Annotated in this window: 30 protein-coding genes; 11 read left to right on the top strand and 19 right to left on the bottom strand. The window is 45.7% G+C overall.

The window, feature by feature from the left end:
- Positions 1-9 precede the first annotated feature (9 nt).
- Entirely contained in the window at positions 10-1,644 is a 1,635-nt protein-coding gene (locus H3L97_RS00150) for an NAD(P)-binding protein (protein WP_097114089.1), read from the top strand.
- A 379-nt stretch (positions 1,645-2,023) separates the two neighbouring features.
- The gene (hpaR, locus tag H3L97_RS00145) at positions 2,024-2,464 is read left to right on the top strand and encodes a homoprotocatechuate degradation operon regulator HpaR (RefSeq protein ID WP_097114054.1); all 441 of its coding nucleotides are present in this window, start codon (positions 2,024-2,026) and stop codon (positions 2,462-2,464) included.
- 543 nt (positions 2,465-3,007) lie between these two features.
- On the opposite strand, the gene ykgO is transcribed toward hpaR, so the two are convergent.
- Both ykgO and H3L97_RS00135 read right to left on the bottom strand, forming a co-directional pair.
- A complete protein-coding gene (gene ykgO / locus H3L97_RS00140) occupies positions 3,008-3,133 on the bottom strand; it encodes a type B 50S ribosomal protein L36 (protein WP_097114056.1) in 126 nt (41 codons plus the stop codon).
- A gap of 26 nt (positions 3,134-3,159) precedes the next feature.
- Entirely contained in the window at positions 3,160-3,426 is a 267-nt protein-coding gene (locus H3L97_RS00135; protein WP_097114057.1) for a type B 50S ribosomal protein L31, read from the bottom strand.
- A 189-nt stretch (positions 3,427-3,615) separates the two neighbouring features.
- Between H3L97_RS00135 and H3L97_RS00130 the strand changes: the two genes are divergently transcribed.
- Positions 3,616-3,846: an HP1242/YdcH family protein gene (locus H3L97_RS00130; protein ID WP_097114058.1), complete on the top strand. Its 231-nt coding sequence runs from the start codon at positions 3,616-3,618 to the stop codon at positions 3,844-3,846.
- Between the two features lie 184 nt (positions 3,847-4,030).
- Complete coding sequence (gene pcnB, locus H3L97_RS00125; protein WP_097114090.1) at positions 4,031-5,362, top strand: polynucleotide adenylyltransferase PcnB; 1,332 nt, start codon at positions 4,031-4,033, stop codon at positions 5,360-5,362.
- A 208-nt stretch (positions 5,363-5,570) separates the two neighbouring features.
- Here the strand turns inward: pcnB and H3L97_RS00120 are convergent, their stop codons facing one another.
- The 3 genes from H3L97_RS00120 to grpE form a co-directional block, all read right to left on the bottom strand.
- Entirely contained in the window at positions 5,571-5,798 is a 228-nt protein-coding gene (locus H3L97_RS00120) for a PIN domain-containing protein (RefSeq protein ID WP_097114059.1), read from the bottom strand.
- Positions 5,791-6,003, bottom strand: a complete 213-nt coding sequence (locus tag H3L97_RS00115; RefSeq protein WP_097114060.1) for a hypothetical protein — start codon at positions 6,001-6,003, stop codon at positions 5,791-5,793. Before H3L97_RS00115 ends, H3L97_RS00120 begins: the two co-directional genes overlap by 8 nt.
- Before the next feature lie 66 nt (positions 6,004-6,069).
- Positions 6,070-6,609 carry a nucleotide exchange factor GrpE gene (gene grpE, locus H3L97_RS00110; RefSeq protein ID WP_097114061.1) on the bottom strand — a complete coding sequence of 180 codons (540 nt, stop codon included), beginning with the start codon at positions 6,607-6,609 and terminating at the stop codon, positions 6,070-6,072.
- A gap of 207 nt (positions 6,610-6,816) precedes the next feature.
- On the opposite strand from grpE, the gene H3L97_RS00105 reads away from it, so the two are divergent.
- The 4 genes from H3L97_RS00105 (at position 6,817) to H3L97_RS00090 (ending at position 8,728) form a co-directional block, all read left to right on the top strand.
- Positions 6,817-6,963 carry a hypothetical protein gene (locus H3L97_RS00105; RefSeq protein ID WP_182073078.1) on the top strand — a complete coding sequence of 49 codons (147 nt, stop codon included), beginning with the start codon at positions 6,817-6,819 and terminating at the stop codon, positions 6,961-6,963.
- Entirely contained in the window at positions 6,960-7,703 is a 744-nt protein-coding gene (locus tag H3L97_RS00100) for a hypothetical protein (RefSeq protein ID WP_179655808.1), read from the top strand. Before H3L97_RS00105 ends, H3L97_RS00100 begins: the two co-directional genes overlap by 4 nt.
- Before the next feature lie 85 nt (positions 7,704-7,788).
- Positions 7,789-8,133 carry a YraN family protein gene (locus H3L97_RS00095; RefSeq protein ID WP_097114064.1) on the top strand — a complete coding sequence of 115 codons (345 nt, stop codon included), beginning with the start codon at positions 7,789-7,791 and terminating at the stop codon, positions 8,131-8,133.
- Position 8,134: 1 nt separating this feature from the next.
- On the top strand, positions 8,135-8,728 hold the full coding sequence (locus H3L97_RS00090) for a phosphoheptose isomerase (protein WP_097114065.1): 594 nt from the start codon (positions 8,135-8,137) through the stop codon (positions 8,726-8,728).
- Positions 8,729-8,755: 27 nt separating this feature from the next.
- Here the strand turns inward: H3L97_RS00090 and hpaC are convergent, their stop codons facing one another.
- Together hpaC and H3L97_RS00080 are read right to left on the bottom strand one after the other, a co-directional pair.
- A complete protein-coding gene (gene hpaC, locus H3L97_RS00085; RefSeq protein WP_097114091.1) occupies positions 8,756-9,259 on the bottom strand; it encodes a 4-hydroxyphenylacetate 3-monooxygenase, reductase component in 504 nt (167 codons plus the stop codon).
- Positions 9,260-9,337: 78 nt separating this feature from the next.
- Positions 9,338-9,817, bottom strand: coding sequence for an FKBP-type peptidyl-prolyl cis-trans isomerase (locus H3L97_RS00080; RefSeq protein WP_097114066.1), 480 nt, complete (start codon positions 9,815-9,817; stop codon positions 9,338-9,340).
- A gap of 478 nt (positions 9,818-10,295) precedes the next feature.
- Between H3L97_RS00080 and H3L97_RS00075 the strand changes: the two genes are divergently transcribed.
- Entirely contained in the window at positions 10,296-10,580 is a 285-nt protein-coding gene (locus tag H3L97_RS00075) for a hypothetical protein (protein WP_097114067.1), read from the top strand.
- A gap of 68 nt (positions 10,581-10,648) precedes the next feature.
- Here H3L97_RS00075 and grxB read toward each other — a convergent pair whose 3' ends face one another.
- From grxB to H3L97_RS00045, 6 genes are all read right to left on the bottom strand, one after another.
- Positions 10,649-11,296, bottom strand: a complete 648-nt coding sequence (gene grxB, locus H3L97_RS00070; RefSeq protein ID WP_097114068.1) for a glutaredoxin 2 — start codon at positions 11,294-11,296, stop codon at positions 10,649-10,651.
- A gap of 74 nt (positions 11,297-11,370) precedes the next feature.
- Complete coding sequence (locus tag H3L97_RS00065; RefSeq protein WP_097114069.1) at positions 11,371-12,120, bottom strand: ABC transporter permease; 750 nt, start codon at positions 12,118-12,120, stop codon at positions 11,371-11,373.
- A 111-nt stretch (positions 12,121-12,231) separates the two neighbouring features.
- Positions 12,232-12,738 (bottom strand): hypothetical protein, encoded by a 507-nt coding sequence (locus tag H3L97_RS00060; protein ID WP_097114070.1) that lies wholly within the window; start codon positions 12,736-12,738, stop codon positions 12,232-12,234.
- An 8-nt stretch (positions 12,739-12,746) separates the two neighbouring features.
- Positions 12,747-13,613 carry a hypothetical protein gene (locus tag H3L97_RS00055; RefSeq protein WP_097114071.1) on the bottom strand — a complete coding sequence of 289 codons (867 nt, stop codon included), beginning with the start codon at positions 13,611-13,613 and terminating at the stop codon, positions 12,747-12,749.
- A gap of 15 nt (positions 13,614-13,628) precedes the next feature.
- Complete coding sequence (locus H3L97_RS00050) at positions 13,629-13,778, bottom strand: hypothetical protein (RefSeq protein WP_179655809.1); 150 nt, start codon at positions 13,776-13,778, stop codon at positions 13,629-13,631.
- Positions 13,775-14,179, bottom strand: a complete 405-nt coding sequence (locus H3L97_RS00045) for an Lrp/AsnC family transcriptional regulator (protein WP_097114072.1) — start codon at positions 14,177-14,179, stop codon at positions 13,775-13,777. Before H3L97_RS00045 ends, H3L97_RS00050 begins: the two co-directional genes overlap by 4 nt.
- Positions 14,180-14,282: 103 nt before the next feature.
- On the opposite strand from H3L97_RS00045, the gene H3L97_RS00040 reads away from it, so the two are divergent.
- Positions 14,283-14,783 carry an isochorismatase family protein gene (locus H3L97_RS00040; protein WP_097114073.1) on the top strand — a complete coding sequence of 167 codons (501 nt, stop codon included), beginning with the start codon at positions 14,283-14,285 and terminating at the stop codon, positions 14,781-14,783.
- 111 nt (positions 14,784-14,894) lie between these two features.
- Here H3L97_RS00040 and H3L97_RS00035 read toward each other — a convergent pair whose 3' ends face one another.
- Both H3L97_RS00035 and H3L97_RS00030 read right to left on the bottom strand, forming a co-directional pair.
- A complete protein-coding gene (locus H3L97_RS00035) occupies positions 14,895-15,056 on the bottom strand; it encodes a hypothetical protein (RefSeq protein WP_182073077.1) in 162 nt (53 codons plus the stop codon).
- On the bottom strand, positions 15,034-16,200 hold the full coding sequence (locus tag H3L97_RS00030) for an ABC transporter substrate-binding protein (RefSeq protein ID WP_097114074.1): 1,167 nt from the start codon (positions 16,198-16,200) through the stop codon (positions 15,034-15,036). The genes H3L97_RS00035 and H3L97_RS00030 overlap by 23 nt, the downstream gene beginning before the upstream one ends.
- Before the next feature lie 148 nt (positions 16,201-16,348).
- Between H3L97_RS00030 and H3L97_RS00025 the strand changes: the two genes are divergently transcribed.
- Positions 16,349-16,678 carry a DMT family transporter gene (locus H3L97_RS00025; protein ID WP_034291135.1) on the top strand — a complete coding sequence of 110 codons (330 nt, stop codon included), beginning with the start codon at positions 16,349-16,351 and terminating at the stop codon, positions 16,676-16,678.
- A 104-nt stretch (positions 16,679-16,782) separates the two neighbouring features.
- Here the strand turns inward: H3L97_RS00025 and H3L97_RS00020 are convergent, their stop codons facing one another.
- The 4 genes from H3L97_RS00020 to dnaA all read right to left on the bottom strand — a co-directional run bounded on the left by H3L97_RS00020 (position 16,783) and on the right by dnaA (position 20,927).
- On the bottom strand, positions 16,783-17,622 hold the full coding sequence (locus H3L97_RS00020; RefSeq protein ID WP_224446337.1) for an ABC transporter ATP-binding protein: 840 nt from the start codon (positions 17,620-17,622) through the stop codon (positions 16,783-16,785).
- A 104-nt stretch (positions 17,623-17,726) separates the two neighbouring features.
- On the bottom strand, positions 17,727-18,833 hold the full coding sequence (gene dnaN, locus H3L97_RS00015) for a DNA polymerase III subunit beta (protein ID WP_097114075.1): 1,107 nt from the start codon (positions 18,831-18,833) through the stop codon (positions 17,727-17,729).
- Positions 18,834-18,889: 56 nt separating this feature from the next.
- Positions 18,890-19,276, bottom strand: coding sequence for a hypothetical protein (locus tag H3L97_RS00010; protein ID WP_097114076.1), 387 nt, complete (start codon positions 19,274-19,276; stop codon positions 18,890-18,892).
- Between the two features lie 37 nt (positions 19,277-19,313).
- On the bottom strand, positions 19,314-20,927 hold the full coding sequence (gene dnaA, locus H3L97_RS00005; RefSeq protein WP_097114077.1) for a chromosomal replication initiator protein DnaA: 1,614 nt from the start codon (positions 20,925-20,927) through the stop codon (positions 19,314-19,316).
- Between the last annotated feature and the right edge of the window lie 100 nt (positions 20,928-21,027).

Below are 21,027 nucleotides of genomic sequence, written 5' to 3'. Positions count from 1 at the left end.
TCAACGCCCATGCCCACGCGCCGACAATTTTTGGGCAGTGCTGCCGTTTTGGGGGCGGCTGCTGCCACATCTGCGATTTTGTCTCACCATTTTTATCCGCCTATGAGTGTGCGTGTGCAACGTGTGGGTTTGCCTTTGGCGCACCAGTTGCGCGACCGTGCTTTTGCCCACATGGTGCCGCAACGCGATTTTGTTTGCGATACGGTGATTGTGGGCAGTGGGGCGGCGGCTTTGTCGGCAGCGTGGTATTTGCACCGTTCGGGCAAGCGCGATTTTTTGATTTTGGAAGGCGTGGAACGCAATGGCAATGCCGCCGCCTACACCTTTTCAGGCAGCCTGAACGCGCCCACGGGCGCACATTATTTGCCCCAACCTTCTGCCGAAAGCGTGTTTGTGCGCGAATTGTTGGCAGATTTGGGCATTTTGCGCCATAACGCGCAGGGCAGGGCGGTGTACGATGACATGGATTTGGTACACGCCCCCGATGAACGCCTGTTTTATCAAGGCAAATGGCAATACGGCTTAATGCCACACGATGCCGACAGCCAACGATTCGCCCAATTCATCGCCCAAATCAAACACAGCCACGGCACAGACGGCAAAAAACACTTCGCCATTCCCATTGCCGAAAGTTCGCAAGACGACACTTGGCGCAAATGCGACACGCAAACTTTCGCGCAATGGTTGGCGCAAGAAAATTACACATCGCCCGATTTATTGTGGTATTTGGATTATTGTTGCCGCGATGATTATGGGCAGGGCATAGCGCAAGTATCCGCCTATGCAGGATTGCACTATTTTGCCGCGCGTGGCAACGACCAAGCCGCCGTACTCACATGGTCTGACGGACTCAATCATTTGGCAGAAAAAATGCGCCAACACATGGGTTTGCAAGAAAAACAAGATTTGCCCCCATCGTCCCATTTGCATTTCAGGCAGCCTGAAAGCTGGGCAGCCAGCGCATTGCACATCAAAGAACACAACGATTTTGTGGACATGACCGTCTATCATCACACCAGCCAAACCACCGCCCGCATTCGCGCCCAAAACGTCATTGTCGCCACGCCCCTGTTTGTGGCGCAACACATCGTTGAAAACATGAAAAACTATGCGGGAGACGGTTTCAGGCTGCCTGAAAGCGCACCGTGGCTCATTGGCAATTTTGTGTTAAATGCCTTTCCGCCCGAGCTGCCACACAGCGAATTGGCGTGGGACAATGTGGTACACGGTTCAAGCCATTTGGGTTATGTGCTTGCCACCCACCAAAGCCTGCGCGTGGCAAAACCCGAACAAACCATTTTCACCACTTACACCGCGCTCAATCACGACACACCGCAAAATGTGCGAAAATGGCTGTTGCAAGCCAGCGATGCAACCCTGCTGCATCATGCCATGCACGATTTGCTGACCGTTTACGGCAAACATTTCCCCCGCCATGTGCAACACGCCGAATTGACCGTACGCGGACACGCCATGGCAGTGCCAAAAGTGGGCTATTTAAGCCAAAGCAGCCTGCACCAATTAAGGGCGCACAGCTCACGTTTGCTGTTTGCCCACAGCGATTTAAGCGGCTATTCCGTGTTTGAAGAAGCCGTGTATTGGGGCGTGCAAGCCGCACAAAAATTGCTGAAAATGCCATTTTGAGTATCCCTACCATTGTCTTGTTCTTGTTTGTTCATCAGTTGTATTGTTAATAACTGATTTAATGCCAATTTAAAGAAATGGTTGGAAAAAAGCGATTTTTTTGTAAGTTATTGATTTTCATTTTTTTTTTTTTTTTTTTTTTGCGTCTATTTTTGCTGGCTTAACATATTTGACTCATTTGTTTCATGTTTTAACGATTTGATTAGGCTTATAATTTTAGTAAAAAAGAGCTGACAAAACAGACGAAAATAATTACAATGGTAGAACAAATATTTAAAGATGTTTTATCACGATGGCAGTATCCTGAAAAAAGCGTTTTTTGATATTGTAAACCACGCTTTTTATTTGGATATTGCCATTATTTGAATTGAGAGAAAAAATGAGTGACAATGAGCAGCACCTGTCCCTGAATGTTGCCTTGGTGCAAGCACGCGATGCCGTTATGGCGTATTTGCGTCCTGCTTTAAATGAAGCAGGCATTACCGAACAGCAATGGCGCATCATTCGCGCTCTGTCTGACAACACCACTTTGGATTTTCAAGATTTGTCGGAGCAGACCAGCATTTTGCGCCCCAGCTTAACGGGCATTTTGAATCGTTTGGAACGCGCAGGTTATGTGATGCGCCTCAAACCCGCCAGCGACCAACGCCGCGTTTTTGTCAAATTAACCAGCGAAGGCGCGAAACTGTACAGCAAAACCTTACAGCGCGTGAACGAAGGTTTTACCGCCTTGGAAAACGAATTTACCACCGCCAAATTGGAAGAATTGAAGAGCCTGTTGAACGAATTGACCGAAATCGCATCACGCAAACATCATTAAGCCCCAACAAAACCAATAAAATAAAGCCACAGTCAAAATCAACTGTGGCTTTTGGCGTTTTCAGGCTGCCTGACATTTGATATTGCCACAAGCCTGCCCCCTCCCCCTATGTAAGGGGGAGGGCTGGGGTTAGAAACGCAAAGCGCCACCCCCACCCTAACCCTCCCCCGCCAGCAGGGGAGGGGACAGGTTGCAGACAGCCTGAAACTTTTGCAAAACTCGGTTTGTAGGGGCAGATTTCATATCTGCCCTGTTTAGAATTGCAGAAATTTTTATTTTTATCAATAACGTGAATTCGGGATAAATCACTGTCAATTTGCCAACAAACCTGCCCTCTCTCCCTATGGGAAAGCGTTTGAGAGAGGGCTTGTTGAGCAGCATACCCTCTCCCCAGCCCTCTCCCACAGGGAGAGGGGGCAAAGTGACTTAAATTTATCAATCACTTTTATCCCGAAATCGCGTTATCAATAAATTGAAAAAAGGGCAGATATGAAATCTGCCCCTACGAACCGATTTTTGCAAAAGTTTCAGGCTGCCTGAAAATCAACGCTGACGCGCTTTAAAACGCGGATTGGATTTGCAAATCACATAAACTTTACCTTTGCGGCGCACAATTTGGCAATCGCGGTGGCGTTGTTTGGCGGCTTTTAAAGATGACAAAACTTGCATATTATTTCTCCTTAAATAGACTTGGCTTATTTTTTCAGGGCATTCATCATGCTGCCATAGCGTTGGTTGAATTGGCTGGCGCGACCTTCTTTGCTGTGTTCGCGCTGTTTGCCCGTGTAGGCGGGGTGTGATGCCGATGAAGTATCCACATAAAACACGGGGTATTCTTTGCCGTCTTGCCATTGGCGCGTTTGGTTGGTGGGGGCGCACGAGCGAATCAACCAGCCAGTTTCTGCGCTGCTGTCGTAAAACAAAACGGTGCGGTAATTTTCGGGGTGAATGTTGGCTTTCATGTTTATTCCAATTTTGTATCAAGGTAAAGTGTTATGGTATAACATTTTAAAAAAACGCGCAAGACACCGCAAATTGTGCTGTTCAAAAGGGCGAATTTTCGCTACAATAAGTGCATTCCCAAACACGCAAAAACATTTGAAATAAAGCGGTTTTCCCCTTTTTTTAATCTTACAACAAAGGATTACACTATGTTTCCAGAATATCGCGATTTGATTAGCCGTTTGAAAAACAACGATGCCCATTTCACCCGTTTGTTCAACGAACACAATGAATTGGACGACAAAATCACAGGCTTGGAAAACAATCCTGTTACCGAATCTTCTGCCGAGCAAGAAATTGCCGTTTTGAAACACAAAAAATTGGCTTTGAAAGATGAATTGTACGAAATCTTGAAAAAAGCCGATGCAGAAGGCAAATAAGTTTTAACTTTGCCCACAACGCCCAGTTTTGCACAAATTGGGCGTTGTTTTTTGGTATCAAAATTGCTTTGAAATTGTGTTTTTCAAAATGGGCAGTCTGAAATCTTTGCCAAGCAAATTGGTGTGCAGTTTGTTGGGCAAAGATGGTTTCAGGCAGCCTGAAATTGACGAGAGCCTTGAAAATATGTTGAAAAAAATCATTGGCAATGTGTTGAACAAACGCCGTGCCAAAAAACTCAAAATTGCTTGCCAATACCACAATTTGCATTTGCCTGCCGAACACACGCCTGCTGCCCATGTGATTCGTGAGCTGACATCGCATGGCTATGAAGCCTATTTGGTGGGCGGTGCGGTGCGCGATTTTTTGCTCCACGTTGCGCCCAAAGATTTTGACGTGGCAACCAATGCCACGCCCGAGCAGGTGTGCAAATTGTTTCGCCGCAGCCGTGTGATTGGCAAGCGTTTTCCGATTGCGCATGTGATGGTGGGGCGCGATACGGTGGAAGTCAGCACCTTTCGCAGTGGCGTGGCGCGACAAAACGAGGCAGGGCGCATTGTGAAAGACAATGCCTATGGCACGATTGAGCAAGATGCGGTGCGCCGCGATTTCACTTGCAATGCTTTGTATTATGATATGAATAAAAAGCAAGTGATTGATTTCCATAATGGTATGGACGATATTCAACAAAAACGCTTGGTGATGATTGGCGAACCTGTGGCGCGTTATCAGGAAGACCCTGTGCGTATGCTCCGCGCGGTGCGTTTGGCGGGCAAATTGGATTTTGTGATAGACGAAACCACCGCAGCACCCATTGCCGAGCAAGCCCATTTGTTGCAAAAAGAACCTGTTGCGCGTTTGTTTGATGAGTTGGTCAAAATCATCGTGTCGGGACACGCGCAAGGCTGCCTGCAACAATTACGGCATTTGGGCGTGGACGCGAGCGACATTCACCCCCTGCTTTTTGCGTTGCAAAATGCGCCCCGTCATGGCGTGATAGAACAGGCTTTGTTGGGAACCGACAAGCGCGTGCGTGCAGGGCAGAGTGTGTCGGTGGGATTTGTGTTGGCGGCTTTGATGTGGGATAAAATTTTACCCAATTATCAACAAAATCAATCAAATGGTGCCAGTGAGGTCAATGCGATGTTGGCTGCCATTTCTGCTTTTCGTGATGAAATGGAGCGCGGCTGGGGTGTGCCTCAAACCATGTCGGCAACCATGCGTGAAATTTGGGCGTTGCAGCCGCATTTTTTGTATTTGCGTGGCAAGCGTCCGTTTAAATTGTTGAGCAATCCGCGTTTTCGTGCGGCGTATGATTTTTTGTTGATTCGCGCCAAAGTGGGCGAAGTGGAATCGGCATTGGCAGATTGGTGGACAAAATTTCAATATGCCAAAGACGATGTTCGCAACGAAATGGCGTATTCAGACAGCCTGAAAATTCAAGGCGAGGCCACCGCACCCAAAAAGAAACGCCGCAAGCCGCGTAAAAAGGCGAATGCCAAAAGTGTGGGGGAGTGAGATTTTGGGCAGCTTGTTTGTGTGAAAAGCTGCCTGAAAATCACCACAATGCTTTATCATAAAAATGACTGATTTTATTGTCTTTTGTGATAAGTGTATTGTGATTGAGCATGGCATTTGCCAAAATTAAGCGGTCAAATGGGTCGCGTGTGAATGTCAAATTTTGAGCGATTTGAACGGTGTGTTGCCATGGTTTTTGACAAATTTGTCAATCCAAAACATCGCATAATGTATTGAAAACTTGCTCTGCGTTGGCGTTTATGCGTTCAATTTCATGTAAAAATCCCAAGTCTAACAATACCATTGGTGAAATCAATAAGCGATTTTGGTAATTTTCCAAAGTGGCAATCACGTTATGGGATAAACGTTGCGTTTGGGATTGATACAGCCACACCAAAATGTGTGTATCCAAATAAACGTCATTTTGGTCAATCATGTTGCCATTCCTGTTCCCAGTTGATGTTTACAATGTCATCGGGATTGCCGTTGATGGCATTGGGGTGGGCAACCAATTGAGACAAATCGCGTTTTGGCAGGCTGCCTGAATGCTCTTTGACGGCAATTTCCGCACCAAATCCCGAAATCATTTTCATGAAAACGGGAACAAATTCATCTTTAATTTGCAAGGTAATTGTTTGCATGATTGTTCCTTAAAAATGGGTTTCAGGCAGCCTTTTTGCGTGAAAAGCTGCCTGAAAAATGGTATTTTAAGATGGATTTTTGGCTTTTGCCACCGTAACCGCCGCCGCGCGCAACACACGTTCGTGCATGGTGTAGCCTTTTTTCATCACGCCAACAATCGCGCCTGCTTCCACATCGGGAACGGCAATTTCATTCAAGGCTTGGTGCTGGTGTGGGTCAAGTTTGTCGCCTTTTTGGGGATTGATTTCCTTGATTTGGGTGGCTTCAAACGCTTTGTTCAGTTCGTTGAGCGTCATGCTCACGCCCATTTTGAGCGCGTCAAAATTGCCGCTTTGGTCAAGCAATGCCATTTCCAAATAGTCTTTAATGACCAGCATTTCGGTGGCGAATTTTTGTGCGGCAAATTTGTGGGTATTTTGCAATTCTTCTTGAAAACGGCGGCGCAGGTTTTGTTCGTTTGCCAAGCCGCGCAGTTGTTCATCTTTGACCATACCTTCCAATTCGGCAACGCGTTCTTGCAAGGCTTCGTAGCTTAAAGGCGCTCGCGTTTCGCTGTCCAATACTTCGGGGTTTTCGTTTTCAATATTTTGATTTTGTTCAGACATTTTGTTTCCTTTGCAAAATGGGTTGGAAAATTTTATCTTTCTGATTACAAATAGGGGCGAAAACCGAATTTTCAAGGTTTTAGGCTGCCTGAAAAAGCAAATGCCTTGATGGGATTTGCTTTTTATGAAGAGCGGATATGGGTTATACTTTTCCCTTTTCAGGCTGCCTGAAATATTTTTGATTAATCTTGATTTAGGAGTTAAACAATGAGCGATAATTCTTTGAACAGCCAACAGCCAACAGCCAACAGCCAACAGCCAACAGCCAACAGCCAACAGCCAACAGCCAACAGCCAACAGCCAACAGCCAACAGCCAACAGCCAACAGCAAATCTTTCTTTGAAGCAAATTTGAAAGATTCAATTCAGCATGTTTTGCATTTTTGTAGAAATTTGACTCCAATTATTCTTTTTAGTACAACTGGCTGTTATCTATTGAGTGGAAGTAAGGCTTTTATTGAGAGGGAATATTGGAGTGGTGTGGTAGTGTTGATAGCGGCAGTCATATTGTTTATTTTGAATATTATAGAATTTTGTATTAAGATTAAAAAGTCTTTTGCTGATAATGTAGAAAATACTAATAATATAGCCAAATTTTCTAATCAAAATGCAGTTGCTAAAAATTCCATAAAAAATATAATAAAAGGTGTGATTTTAGTATTTTTTATCATGTTGCCTGTGGCTTTGTCTATGTTGATTGTGATAAGTGTAATTTCCGAAAGATTTTTTAAAAAAAATGATATAAAAAATAATTCAGATGTTTCATATGTAAATGAGCATCGCTATGTTAATGATTATGAACTAAATTATTCTAATAAGAATTTTAGGGTGGTTTATCCAAATTATACTTGTATTTTACCTTTTGAAATACAAGAGGTTTGGAAAAATAATTTATCATATGAAATTGCTGAAGAGCTAGAAAACCAGATTTTACCTGATGAAAAAGCACGCACATTGCAGCATAAAAGAATGGCTGAGCACATTCAAGAAATTAAAAATCAAGCAATTTCATCTGGTGTTTCTGTTGAGATAGGCAATTTAATCATTACTTGCCAGCCTGAAATGCCAAAAGAACAAGACAATAAACAAAAATAAGCAAATTCTACGCACCGCCGTTATTCATATTTCATGAAAAGCTGCGGTGCGTTATACTTTACGCTTTTTCAGGCAGCCTGAAACCATGAAACTCAACCACCCCACAGGGCAAGCCGCCGAAAACCGCGCTTTGGTGTTTTTGCAAGAACAGGGCTGTCGGCTCATCGCCCGCAACTGGCATTGCCCTCACGGAGAAATTGACCTGATTGTGCAACAGGGCAACATTTTGATTTTTGTAGAAGTCAAATACCGCAAAAGTTCCGCTTTTGGTGGCGCGGCATACAGCATTGTCCCCAGCAAATTAGCCAAATTGCAACGCAGCGCAGAATATTATTTACAAATCAATCAATTAAATACAATGTGCCGATTGGACGCGGTTTTGCTGCAAGGCAATGAATCGCCACAATGGATTCAAAACATAACAGGATAACATCATGAATTTAAACGAAAGAATTGCCGCTCATTTTGATGAAAGCATTAAAGTGAAACAGCTTGCCCAAGAAGTGTTGAGCGAAGCCACCGCCGAAGCCGCTTTGCTCATGTTCAACGCGCTTGCCAATGACGGCAAAATTTTGGCTTGTGGCAATGGCGGTTCTGCCGCAGACGCGCAGCACTTCGCCGCCGAAATGACGGGACGTTTTGAACGCGAACGCATGGAACTTGCCGCCATCGCGCTGACCACCGACACATCTGCCCTAACCGCCATTGGCAATGATTATGGTTTTGAACACGTTTTCAGCAAACAAGTTCGTGCTTTGGGTCGGGCTGGCGATGTGTTGATTGGCATTTCCACATCGGGCAATTCGGGCAACATCATTGAAGCGATTCAGGCTGCCCACGAACGCGATATGCGCGTTATCGCTTTTACAGGGCGTGATGGCGGCAAAATCGCTGCCATGTTGCACGATGGCGATGTGTTGCTCAATGTGCCTTATCCGCGCACCGCTCGGATTCAGGAAGTGCATATTTTGCTGATACACGCCATTTGTGATGCCATTGACACGATGTTGTTGGAAGGTTATTGAGTTTTTCAGGCAGCCTGAAAACGCCCATCAACGCTCAAATGTGCCAAATGTGCGGCGAAAATACACCAAAGCATTGTCAATATGCGGATTGAGCGCGATTTCATCAATTTGCACATAAAATACGCCATGTGTGCCAACTTCATGATTTGCCACAATTTTACCATGCAAATGCGCCAAAGCCCCATCAACTTGCAACTGCCCATTTTTGCCGCGATGCCAAATGTGCTGTTCAAAACGCGCCTCGGGCGTGAGTTTGGTTAAACCTGCAAAATGTTCTGCCACATCAATCTGTTGTGATGAAAGCACATTCACACACAACACGCCATTGGCTTGCAAAATGGGGTAAATTTGTGCCTGACGGTTTACGCACAGCATGAGTGTGGGCGGCTCATCGGTAACAGACGACACCGCCGTCATGGTAATGCCAAAACGCCCCGTTGCGCCATCGGTGGTAATCACATGAACCCCTGCCGCACACACCGACATGGCTTCACGAAACAATAATTGTGTTTGTGATAAATTGGTTTGCATGATTTTGGTCTGCATAAATTTTCAGGCAGCCTGAACATGCATTCAGGCTGCCTGAAACATTGTTTTTAAACAAATCAATCAGTGATGATGACCGTGTGCGCCATGGCTGTGTCCATGAGCGATTTCTTCGGCGGTGGCATCGCGCACGGCTTCAACCGTGGCACGGAAACGAATGACCATGCCAGCCAAGGGGTGATTGCCGTCCACCACCGCTTTGCCGTCTGCCACATCGGTAACGCGATACACAATCACGCCACCTGTTTCAGGGTCATCGGCTTCAAACATCATGCCAGGTTCCACTTCCACAGGGAAAACGCTCAAATCTTCAATGCGAATCAATTCTTGTTCATGTTCGCCAAATGCGTCATCGGGCTGCATGGTAACGTCCACCACATCGCCCACTTTTTTCTCGTGCAAGGCTTCTTCAACCACAGGGAAGATACCATCGTAGCCACCGTGCAAATATTCAATGGGTTCAACGGTTTTATCAATCAGTTGATTGTCTGCATCAAACATTTCGTAGTGCAAAGTTACCACGGTATTTTTTTTAATCGTCATGATTTTTCCTTAAAATGGACAGCCGAAATTGGCGTAAAAACCCAAGCAGTATAACACAAACGCTGGCAAACCGATAATTGCTCATGGCAAATTCACATTATCTGGGTGGGGTTGGGCAAATGCGTGTAGTGAAATAAAATGAAGAGGGCGCATTTTAGTTGTAATAAAGCAACATTCAGGTTGCCATTTTTTGCCCGTCTGAAACAATCTTTTTGCGATGTGTGATTTTTTTATTTTTTAAAACAATATTTTGGAATAAATTGCATTTAGTCAAATCCGATTGGCATTGCGTTTGCCCAAAATACAAATGTAAAGAATGCATTGAGCCATATTATCGTGATTGCGTACTTTTTTAAATTAAGGCAGAATACGCCCCTTTCCGAATGCGCGATTGTGTGTCCGCGTCATTTTCAAAATGGCTTGGCGCATAAAAACCCATTTATTAACTTAATCTTACATTACACAAGGTACATTTATCATGAAAAAATCCCTTTTGGCTGCTGCTTTCTTGTCTTTGTTTGTAGCGGCTTGCGGTAACGAACAAGCAAAACAAACCACCCAAAACGCCACCAACGAAGTGAAAGCGGCTGCCAGCGAAGTGAAAGCTGAAATGGCTTCTGCAACTGCGGCTGCGGCATCTGCTGCTGCTGAAGCGGCAAGCAATGTTGAAGCGGCTGTGGCTTCTGGCGTGGCTGCTGCGGCAAGCGAAGTACAAGCTGCTGCCAGCGAAGTGAAAGCGGCTGCTGCTTCTGCTGCACAATAATTTGCTGTTTGACAAAAAACCGTCTTGTTTGACAAGGCGGTTTTTTGTTTTTCAGGCTGCCTGAAACATCACAAAGCGCGGTCAAAATACAAATCCATTTTGGCTTTTTGCGCCATGTTTTGCACATAATGCAATGTTTTTTCTGGGAAAACAATGCCTTTTACCATGCTCAAATTGCGTAAAATGGGGAACAAAACGATGTCGTCCAAACTCAATGTTGCGCCATTTGCCCAATCGGGCGATTGAATCAGCGCGTCCAAATCGCGCAAATCGGCATTGATTTTTGCCAAATATTCGGGCGTTTTGTGGCGATTTTCTGCAAAGCTGCCAATGAATTTTTCTTTTTTATCAATAAAATACTGTATGGATTCGGGCGTGGCAAATTCAGGCAGCCCCAATTCCACATCGCGCGGCATAATCAGGCGATTGATGTATTCGCCCACGCGCTGCAACCACGTTTGCACGGCGGCGCGTGTGTCTGCCAAAGGTGGGTTGCCTGATAATGCGTTGATGTAATTGACAATGTCTAAACTTTCGCCCATGTGCGAGCCGTCTGCTTTTTGCAAAATGGGAACTTGTTTTGCGCCAATCAGGGCGATGGGCGTGGTTTCATCGTCATTGAGCAAGACGATTTCTTCCACCGCCATTTGGCGCAAACCGAAAATCATGCGCGCGCGTGAGCAAAAGGGGCAATGGTCGTAAATGTATAATTTCATTTTGGTTTTTCCTGATTGAAGGGTTTTAAAGTTGTCATTTTAATGGAAAATGCGTGTTTCAGGCTGCCTGAACATTAACTTCGTTGCCAAAACCGCGCTGCATACCGCGCCATGCTGTCCAAAGCCCAACCAATGATGCCAATCAACACAATCGCTGCCATCAGTTCGGCATACGCCAAACGGTCGCGCGTGTCCAAAATGAAATAGCCCAAACCTTCGTTCACGCCCAACATTTCGCATGGCACGAGTACCACCCACACAATGCCAATCGCCAAACGCAAACCGTTCAAAATGTCGCCCAACACGGCAGGCAGCATGATTTTCAACAACATTTCCGATTGGGTCGCGCTCAATGAACGCCCCAATTCCAGCCATTGTGGGTTGATGTTTTTCACGCCTGCCGCCGTGTTCAAAATAATCGCCCACACCGCCGCAAACGCCAACAAAAAATAAATCGGTGCATTGCCTATGCCAAACAGCATGACCACCACAGGCATCCACGAAAGCGGTGAAATCATGCGTAAAAATTGGAATGCGGGGCTGGCGGTCTGCTCTGTTTTGCGCGACAAGCCCAGCGCGAAACCCACAGGCACGCCAATCAGCAAGGCAAAACCCAAACCCACGCCCACACGTTGCAAGCTGGCGAAAATGTGTTCCCAAAGCTGTCCGCCAAGCAATAGTGTTTTCAGGCTGCCCAGCGCGGCGGCGGGCGCGAGCATATTTGCCAATGGCATGGTTTGCGCCAAAATCAGGCTGCCGATTTGCCACAGCGCGAGCAAAATCAATAAACCCATTATGCCCAAAACAGTGGATTGATTTTTCATAATCTTTTTCAATTTTGTGTGATGTTGATGGCGCAAATCATACACAAAAGCGGATTATGGCGTTAGATTGTTTGTTTCTAATGGATAGAATGAGAATGGGGTTTGGTGTGTTCAGGCTGCCTGTAACCATATTTCAATTGATTTTTTAGCTGACAATAAATGATGGTAAAAATCTGCTTTTTCATCAGCGTCCCAATCTTTTTCTTGACACCAATCACAAACATCATATAAACCGTTCAACCAATCAGGATAATAAATGATGTTTTTTTCTGTGATTTTGGGGTAATCAGTTAAAAAATGTTCTTCAATTTGTGATAATTGATAACAAAATTCGCATTCAGATAAGCCATTCTCCATATATTGTTGAATAAAAGAAAGCAAATATCTGGCTAATACTCTTTCCACATGGACGCTATTTTCTGAAAAATCAGGATATTGAGATTTTAAATAATCACGAATGGGATAAAAACCATATTCGCCATTTCCATGCCATTCAAAAAAATTTATTGGAATTTCATCAACTTCATAATTGGCAATGTATTTATCAAACCAATCCGACAAATCCGACTTTGGGATAAATCCCAACAAAAACAAAACCAATTTATCGTTTTCATTCATATTTTGGATTACCTTTCAGGCTGCGACCACGCCCACACGCTGCCGTCTGCCAGCAAAAAATACGCCGTGTGATTTTGCACCGCGCTGCGCACAATTTTGGCTGGCAATTCGGGCGACAGCTTTTTCAGGCTGCCTGAACCGTCCAGCGCGAAAACATGGCGAAAACCCATTTGCGGAATCAGCGCATATTCGGGCAGCACCGCCGCAATTTGCGTGTCGTGTGAACCGATGGCGTGGTTGCTGAAACCTTCGCCCAATTCCTGTTCAATCAAACGCTTGCCTTGCATTTCATAGCGCACCAAGCGTCCCACAATATGCGGCATTTGCACGGCATACAGTTGATTTTGAAACACAAAGGGCGATTGCCAACGATGAGACGGCAAAGGCGCACTTTCGGCAACAATCTGCCAATTTTGCCCTTGCAACGCCAACACCGCCACCCGCGCCCCTGCGCCATCGCCTGAAATGACCGCCACGATTCTGTCGCCCCAAACCGCCAAAGTGTTGTTTTCAAAAACCAAGTTTTCAGGCAGCCTGAACGCTTGGGCGGCAGGTTTCAGCGTTTGCGCGTCCAAAGTGTAGAGCGTTTTGGCTTCAATTTCATCGCCCAAAACGCCGTGTGGGTAGGTTTGGCTGTCGGGGTCGCCCAGCAGTAAGATGTTGTTGCCAAAGGAAATGGGGCGGCTGTCGGGCAACAAGATGATGTGTTTGGCAATTTTTTGATGCGCCATTTCCGTATTGCCCGAAAAAGGCGATTGTGTGGTGCGTGTGATTTGCGGCAACGTATGTTCCGATTGCGCGACAAAATTCGGCTCGGCACGACAAGCGTTTAAAATCAATAATAGGGGCAATAAAGTTAATTTTTTGAAATTCATGGTTTTTGCTTTTGGTTAAATTTTCAGGCTGCCTGAAATGATTTTGCGCCATTTTGTAGGGTGCGTACCACGCACCGAATTGGCTGAATATTCAACGATTTTGGTGCGTAGTACGCACCCTACATTTTGCCGTCCGCTAGGATTTTCAGGCAGCCTGAAATTCATTTCACACGCCGAATGCTGCTGTTTAAACGATAACCACCGTGTTGCAGCAATTCATTCAAAAATTGTTCCAATTCTGCCATATTCTCTGTTGCGTAAACAATGTGATAGCAAATGTCGCCACTGGTTTTGTCCACGCTTTCCACATTGGGTTTGCCGCGCAACCAATCTTCAAATGCTTGAAAATGCGTGTGTTTCATCATCACACCGATGAAATGGCGTGGTCGGTTTTCGCGGATTGTGAAACCGTCAATCACACCGTTTTCTTGCATTTGTTTCACGCGCTCGGCGGTGGCTTGTCCGCTCAAATGCACGGTTTTGCCCAATTCTTGCCAACTTATGCGGCTGTTTTGGCGCAAAGTTTGCAAAATGGCTAAACTGATTTTGTCGTCAAATTTTTTCATTTCTTACAATTTCTCTGTTTGAGGCGATGATTTCGTGGATTTTACGCTGTAAAGCCCTGATTGGCACGGCTACAATTTCATTTTTTATCAACAGGAATATGCCATGAAAACCGCTTTGCTCGTGATTGACGTACAAAACGACTATTTTGCCAGCGCAAATGGCAAATTTGACCAATTTAATGTGGACAATGTGGCGCAAAACATCGCCAGCCACATTCAGGCAGCCAACGCGCAAGGGCAACTTGTGATTGGCGTGCAACACATTATGCCAGCCGATTATCCTTTGTTTGCGAAAGGTTCGCATGGTGCGGCGTTGCACGATTCGGTTGCCGCTTTGCTGGCAGACAAGCCGCTTGTGCAAAAAGCCCATGCCGACAGTTTTTTAAACACCAATCTGATTGATATTTTGCAAGAAAATGGCATTGAACAAGTGGACATTTGCGGCATCATGACCCAAAATTGTGTTACGCATACGGCTTTGTCGCCTTTTGCCAAAGATTATCCAATTCGTGTTTTATCAACGCTTTGTACTGCGCCAACGGAATTGATTCATCAAATTGCTTTGGGTGCATTGCAAGACCGCGATTGGATTGAAGTGGTGTAATTGTGTGGGGGAACAAGATGGGTTCCCCCTATTTTTTCAGGCTGCCTTCCCGTACACAACAGAAATTTTTAATGTACCACAAACCTTGTCCCCTCTCCCTGTGGGAGAGGGTTAGGGAGAGGGAAAATCGTTCACGTTTATGGCATTTTGCCCTCTCCCCGCCCCTCTCCCACAGGGAGAGGGAGCAGAATGCTGGTACGATAACGATTTCTGTCCATATTTTTGTCGTGTATTTTCAGGCAGCCTGAAATCAAATCTTAAATTGTTCCACACGTTGCAAACTTTGTAAACCAAATTGTTTCATTAAATCATGCTGTTGCAAAGATTTTTCCACAAAGCGCGTGTCAAACAATTCTTGGGACGCGATTTCAGGCTGCACATCTTGCAAAAAGGTGTTCACGCCAGCCAAATGCGTTTCTTTGAGCAATTTAATCAGCAATTCGCTGTACGATTGAAATGGAAAAGGTTGAAAATCAATGCGTTTTTGCTGCCAATCGGCATGGCGGATTGCACCGTTGCGCTCGTATTTTGCCCATTGCACGGGTTCAGGCTGCAACACGTTTCGCAACACCGCCACATCGTGTGGGGTGTATTTGTTGATGCCTTGTTTTGCCAGCAATTCTGCCGTTTCCACGCGATTGTGTTTCGCAAACGCGGCAGCCTGAACCAGCGCGTTAATCACATTTTGCACCCAATCGGAGCGCGTGTTGATGTCGTGGTCGTGCATCATCGTCAGGCAGCAAGCGTGTTCGCGCCAAATGTCGCCCGAAAAACGCAAAATCTTGCCCACGCCTTTGGCTTCCGCCAGCGCGTTAAACGGCTCGGCAACGATGAAACCCGCAATCTGTTTCGCCGCCAAAGCAGCCACCATGTCGGAAGGCGGCATCACGGTCAGGCGGACTTGCCCAAGTTGCGGATTTTTCTCCACAATTTGCAAACCAGCTTGTCGCAAAAGCTGTTGCACCACCACATTGTGTATGCTGTACCAAAAGGGTATGGCGATGGTTTGTCCTTGTAAATCAGTGATTTGATTGATGTCTGGGCGCACGGTCAAAGCCGAGCCGCAAGTGTGGTTCCACATCAAAGCGCGGACGGGCGCAAGGCTGCCATAGCGCATCCACACGCTCATGGGCGACAAAACGTGTATCAGATTCACTTGCCCACTCAAAAAGGCTTCCACCAAACTCGCCCAACTGCGGAATAAAATCGGCTTGACGGTTTCAATATTGTTTTTTTGAAACAAGCCTTTACCGTGTGCCACCAAAAGCGGTGCAGCGTCCAAAATCGGCAAATAGCCAATGGTGAGCGGTGCATTGGCTTGGGCGGCAGCGCGTTGTTGGCAGGCTTGCAACAGGGGCATGGCGGCGGTGGCGGTGAACAGGGCGGAAAGTTTCAGAAAATCGCGGCGTGTTTGCATGATGTTGATTTTTTGATGAATAAGTTGGCGGAAAAAGTTTCAGGCAGCCTGAAAAAGGTGTTTGCGCTGAAAATAAAATATTTGTCAAGAATATGATTTTAAATGGAAAAATCATATAATCCCATTTTAAATCTTATCAGGATAAAAAATGAACCATTGGATTTTATTAGCCATTTCCATTGCTTGCGAAATTCTCGGCACAACCATGTTGAAACAAAGTGATGGTTTTACCAAATTGCTGCCCACTTTGGTGGCAATGTGTGCGTTTGGCGTGGCGTTTTATTTGGTGTCGCTGGTGTTTCGCGTATTGCCTGTGGGGATTGTGTACGCGATTTGGTCGGGCGTGGGCATTGTCGCCACCGCTTTCATTGCGTGGGTGGTGTTTGGGCAAAAGCCTGATTTGCCAGCGATTTTGGGCATGGCAATGATTATTGGGGGTGTGGTGGTCATCAATTTGTTTTCCAAAACGGGGCATTGAAATCAAAAAATGTCGTCCACAAAAAAATCAAACCAATCAAATTGTTATGAGTGAATGAAATGGTAAACGGTGTCCACCCCACACATTTTCAGGCAGCCTGAAACTCAAATCACAAATTCCACCGTTTGCGCTTGATTGGCATATTGTTGCGCCGAATGCAAAGTTTGCACAATTTCCGTGCGCATATTTTGCAATTCCGCCAAACGTGTTGTACGCGGAAACGGCAATTCAGGCTGCCACGTTCCCGCAATGCGCCCATTGCCGCCCACCAACACAATGCGGTCGGACACCAACAAAGCCTCATCAATATCGTGTGTTACCATCAACGCTGCCGTGTTGTGGTGCTGCACAATTTGGCGCAACATGGTTTGCATTTGCTCACGAATCACCGCGTCCAAAGCCGAAAATGGCTCGTCCAGCAACAAAACTTGCGGCTGGCGCACAATCCCACGCGCCAAAGCCGCCCGTTGCGCCATGCCCCCCGACAATTCAGACGGATATTTGTTTGCCGCATTTGCCAAACCTACTTCTTGTAAAGCAGATTCAATGCGTTGATTTTGTTCATCTTTGCTGATTTTGGGCTGGTGGGCAAAATCCAAACCAAACGCCACATTGTCGCGCACATTCAGCCATGGCAACAAAGCCGCGCTCTGAAACACCAAACCCACGCGAGGGTGCGGTTTCGTCAATTTTTCGCCAAACAGCGACACGCTGCCTGAAAGCGGCTGATTCAGCCCCGCCAGCACGCGCAGCAGCGAAGATTTCCCCACGCCACTCGCCCCCAGCAAGCTGACCAATTCGCCAGCCTGAATGTGCAAATTGAAATCGTGCAAAATGGTTTTCAGGCTGCCATTTTGTTTGTAACCCAATGAAATATTGTGAATTTCCAAAGTATTCATGATGATTTTGATGAATGAAATTTCAGGCAGGATACGCGATTTCATTTCTGAAAAAAAAGATTTTGTGATTATGTGATTTAGATGATTTGCTTATAAAAAAGCTGCCTGAAAGGGAATCCTCCTTTTCAGGCAGCCTGAATTGATTAAAATCAAATCTTCATGGGCATGGCAACATATTTGAAATTGGGCTGATTGGGGACAGTCAATAAAGTGGATTTATTGATATCATTACCAAACGCCAGTTGCACATCATCGCTGTGGATGTTGCGGAGCATATCGGTTAAGTAATTGATGTTAAAGCTGACTTCCAGTTCATCGCCTTGATACGCAATTTCCAATTCTTCTTGTGCCTCTTCTTGCTCATTGTTGGTGCAAGACACGCGCAGCAAACCTGCTGACGCAAACAATTTCACACCACGGAATTTCTCATTTGCCAAAATTGCCGAACGCTCCAAAGCACCCAACAAAGCCGTGCGTGAAATCACGAAAATGCGGTCATTGTCCAAAGGAATCACGCGGTTGTAATCGGGGAATTTGCCGTCAATCACTTTGCTGACAATGACCGTGCCATTGCAAGTAAAGCGCACCTGATTGTTCAGCAGCTCAACCGTGATGTTTTCATTGGCTTGGTTGAGCAATTTGTTCAATTCCAACACCGTTTTGCGTGGCAAAATCACATCGGTTTTGGCAAAATTGCCCTCAATCGTTTCGCTGGCATAAGCCAAGCGGTGTCCATCGGTGGCAACCAAGCGTAATTGGTTGTCTTCCACCTGCATGAGTAAACCATTCAAATAAAAGCGAATGTCTTGAACCGCCATGCTGTATTGCACTTGTGAAATCAGGTTTTTCAGGGCTTCTTGTGTCAATGAAAATGCGATTTGTGCGCTGCTTTCCACATTCATGGTGGGGAAATCGTCCGCAGGCAGCATTTGCAAATTGAAACGCGATTTGCCCGCTTTCAAAGTTAAGCGATTGTCGGCTTGTTCCAGTTGCACGATTGCGCCATCGGGCAGGGCGCGTAAAATGTCCTGCAATTTTTTGGCATTGGTGGTAATGCGGAAATCGCCTTTGTCGTTTTCCATGCCTGTGGTGTGGATTTGGATTTCCAAATCGGTGGCAAGTAATTGCACCACACCATTGCGGCTTTCCAGCAACACGTTGGACAAAATCGGCAGCGTGTGTTTGCGCTCCACAATCCCCGTTACGGCTTGTAGGGGTTTGAGCAGGCTATCGCGGTCGGTTTGTAAAATCAACATTTTGAATTTCCTTTAAATTATTTAGCTACATTTCTTTTCAGGCTGCCTGAAAATATTTATTGATCTTTTATTTCAAATTCTTGTAAATGAAGTAATGGATATGGGCTAACAATATATGTAATACCATTTTGATTTTCTTTAAAAATAAAACCAAGCTCACATTCAGAATTTGCATTTGGAATGGTAAATACATGAACATCACGGGTATCACTTTTATGAAAGCCTGCACATTGGGCTGCATTTAGTGCGTCTTTATAAATATATAAAATATCTTCAACAGGATTGCTACAATGTTTAATAATATCAGTATTATGCACCGAATAATTTGCTTTTTTTGTTGAATGATGAGGGATATCAAATTTCTTAACTAATTCACTTAATTCATAAGTACCAATAAAATGGTCAACTTGATTAGTAGGCGAATAAACATAATATTTTGACATTTAAATTACTCCCTAAAAGCTTTCAGGCTGCCTGAATTTAATTCTGTATCAAAATCAACAATTTTTCATAATCCTGACCCAATTCAGGCTCTTCCACGCGCAGTTGGGCGATGGTTTTGACCGCGTGCATGACGGTCGTGTGGTCGCGCCCACCAAAAGCATCGCCAATCGCAGGCAGGCTCATGTTGGTCAATTCTTTCGCCAACGCCATCGCCATTTGACGCGGACGGGCAATGTTGCGCGTGCGTTTTTTGCCCAGCAAATCGCTCATGCGAATGTGGTGGTAATCCGCCACCGCTTTCATAATCAATTCAATGGTAATCGGTTTGTAATTGCTCGCCACAATGTCTTGCAGCGCGTCTGTTGCCAAATCAATGTCAATGGTGCTGCGCTTTTCAAAGCGGCAACGCGCCAACACGCGATTCAATGCGCCTTCCAATTCGCGCACGTTTTGTTTCACGTTTTGTGCGATAAAAAGTGCCGCATCTTCAAACAGTTCAATGCCAGCCGCTTGTGCTTTACGCTCCAAAATGTCAATGCGCATTTCCAATTCGGGCGGTTCAAGTTTAATGGTCATGCCCCATGAAAAGCGCGAAATCAGGCGTTTTTCCATGTTTTCCAAGCTGGACGGCAACTGGTCGCAAGTCAAAATGATTTGTTGGTTGCGCGAATGGAAATGCTCAAACAGGAAGAAAAATTCTTCCATGGTGCGGTCTTTGCCTTGAATGAATTGAATGTCGTCAATAATCAATAAGTTATAATGTAAATACTGTTGCTTGAATGCGTCCCACGTTTTGTTGCGAACGGTTGCCATAAAGGTTTTCAAATACTCATCGGAGTGCATATAGCGCACTTTGGCTTTGGGATTGAATTTCAGCAATTCGTTGCCAATGGCTTGAACCAAGTGGGTTTTGCCCAAACCTGTGCTGCCATACACGAAAAAGGGGTTGTACATGCTGTCGCCAGGTTTTTCGGCAATGCTTTTGGCAACGGCGGCGGCAAGGTGGTTGCCTTTGCCCTCTACCAATGTGTCAAAGGTGTATTCGGGCGACAAATTGGTTTGCGCCAAGCGTTGAGCGGCATCGTCTTTGGCTTTGGCGGCTTCAATGGCGGAAACTTTTGTTTTTGTTGTGGGATTTTCTTCGTGGCTGGGGGGCGTTTTTTTGCTGGGGCGCAGATTTTTCATGCGTTCTGCCAACATTTCTTGCGCGGAACGTTTGGGCGAAGTGGCTGGCGTTTTCAGGCTGCCTGAAACGTCTTTTGCCACTTCATGGGTTTGGGGCGATGGTTGTTGGTCTTCAACAATGTTTGGGGTTTCAATTTCAAGGGTTTTGTTTGCATTTTGCGGGGTTTTCAGGCTGCCTGAAAGCGTGTTTTTAGGGCTTTCTGCTGCCATTTCATAATGCGTGCCTGTGCCAACTTTAAACAGCAACTCGGGCGCATTGGGGGCGATTTCGGCGCGGATTTGTGCCAATTTGGGCGCGTATTGCGAACGCAACAAATTGATGGCAAACTGATTTTTGGCATAAATGACCCATGCGCCATCTTCCTCGCCCACGGTAAGGGGGACGATGGTGTTTTTGAACTGCTGTTCGCTCAATTCTGTGTGCAGGCGGCGCAGGGTTTGCGCCCAAAAATCGGCTAGTTTCATGACGTTCTCGCGTGGGTTAATGTTGCCATTCAATGCCTTATCTTTAAAAGCAAATATTCAGGCAATGGATTTTGTGATTATAGCCGAAAATGGCGCAAAC

Origin of the sequence: Alysiella filiformis (genome assembly GCF_014054525.1) — a bacterium.
Classification (GTDB): domain Bacteria; phylum Pseudomonadota; class Gammaproteobacteria; order Burkholderiales; family Neisseriaceae; genus Simonsiella; species Simonsiella filiformis.
Note: the sequence above shows the minus strand (reverse complement) of the source record. Positions and strands in the feature narration are given on the sequence as shown.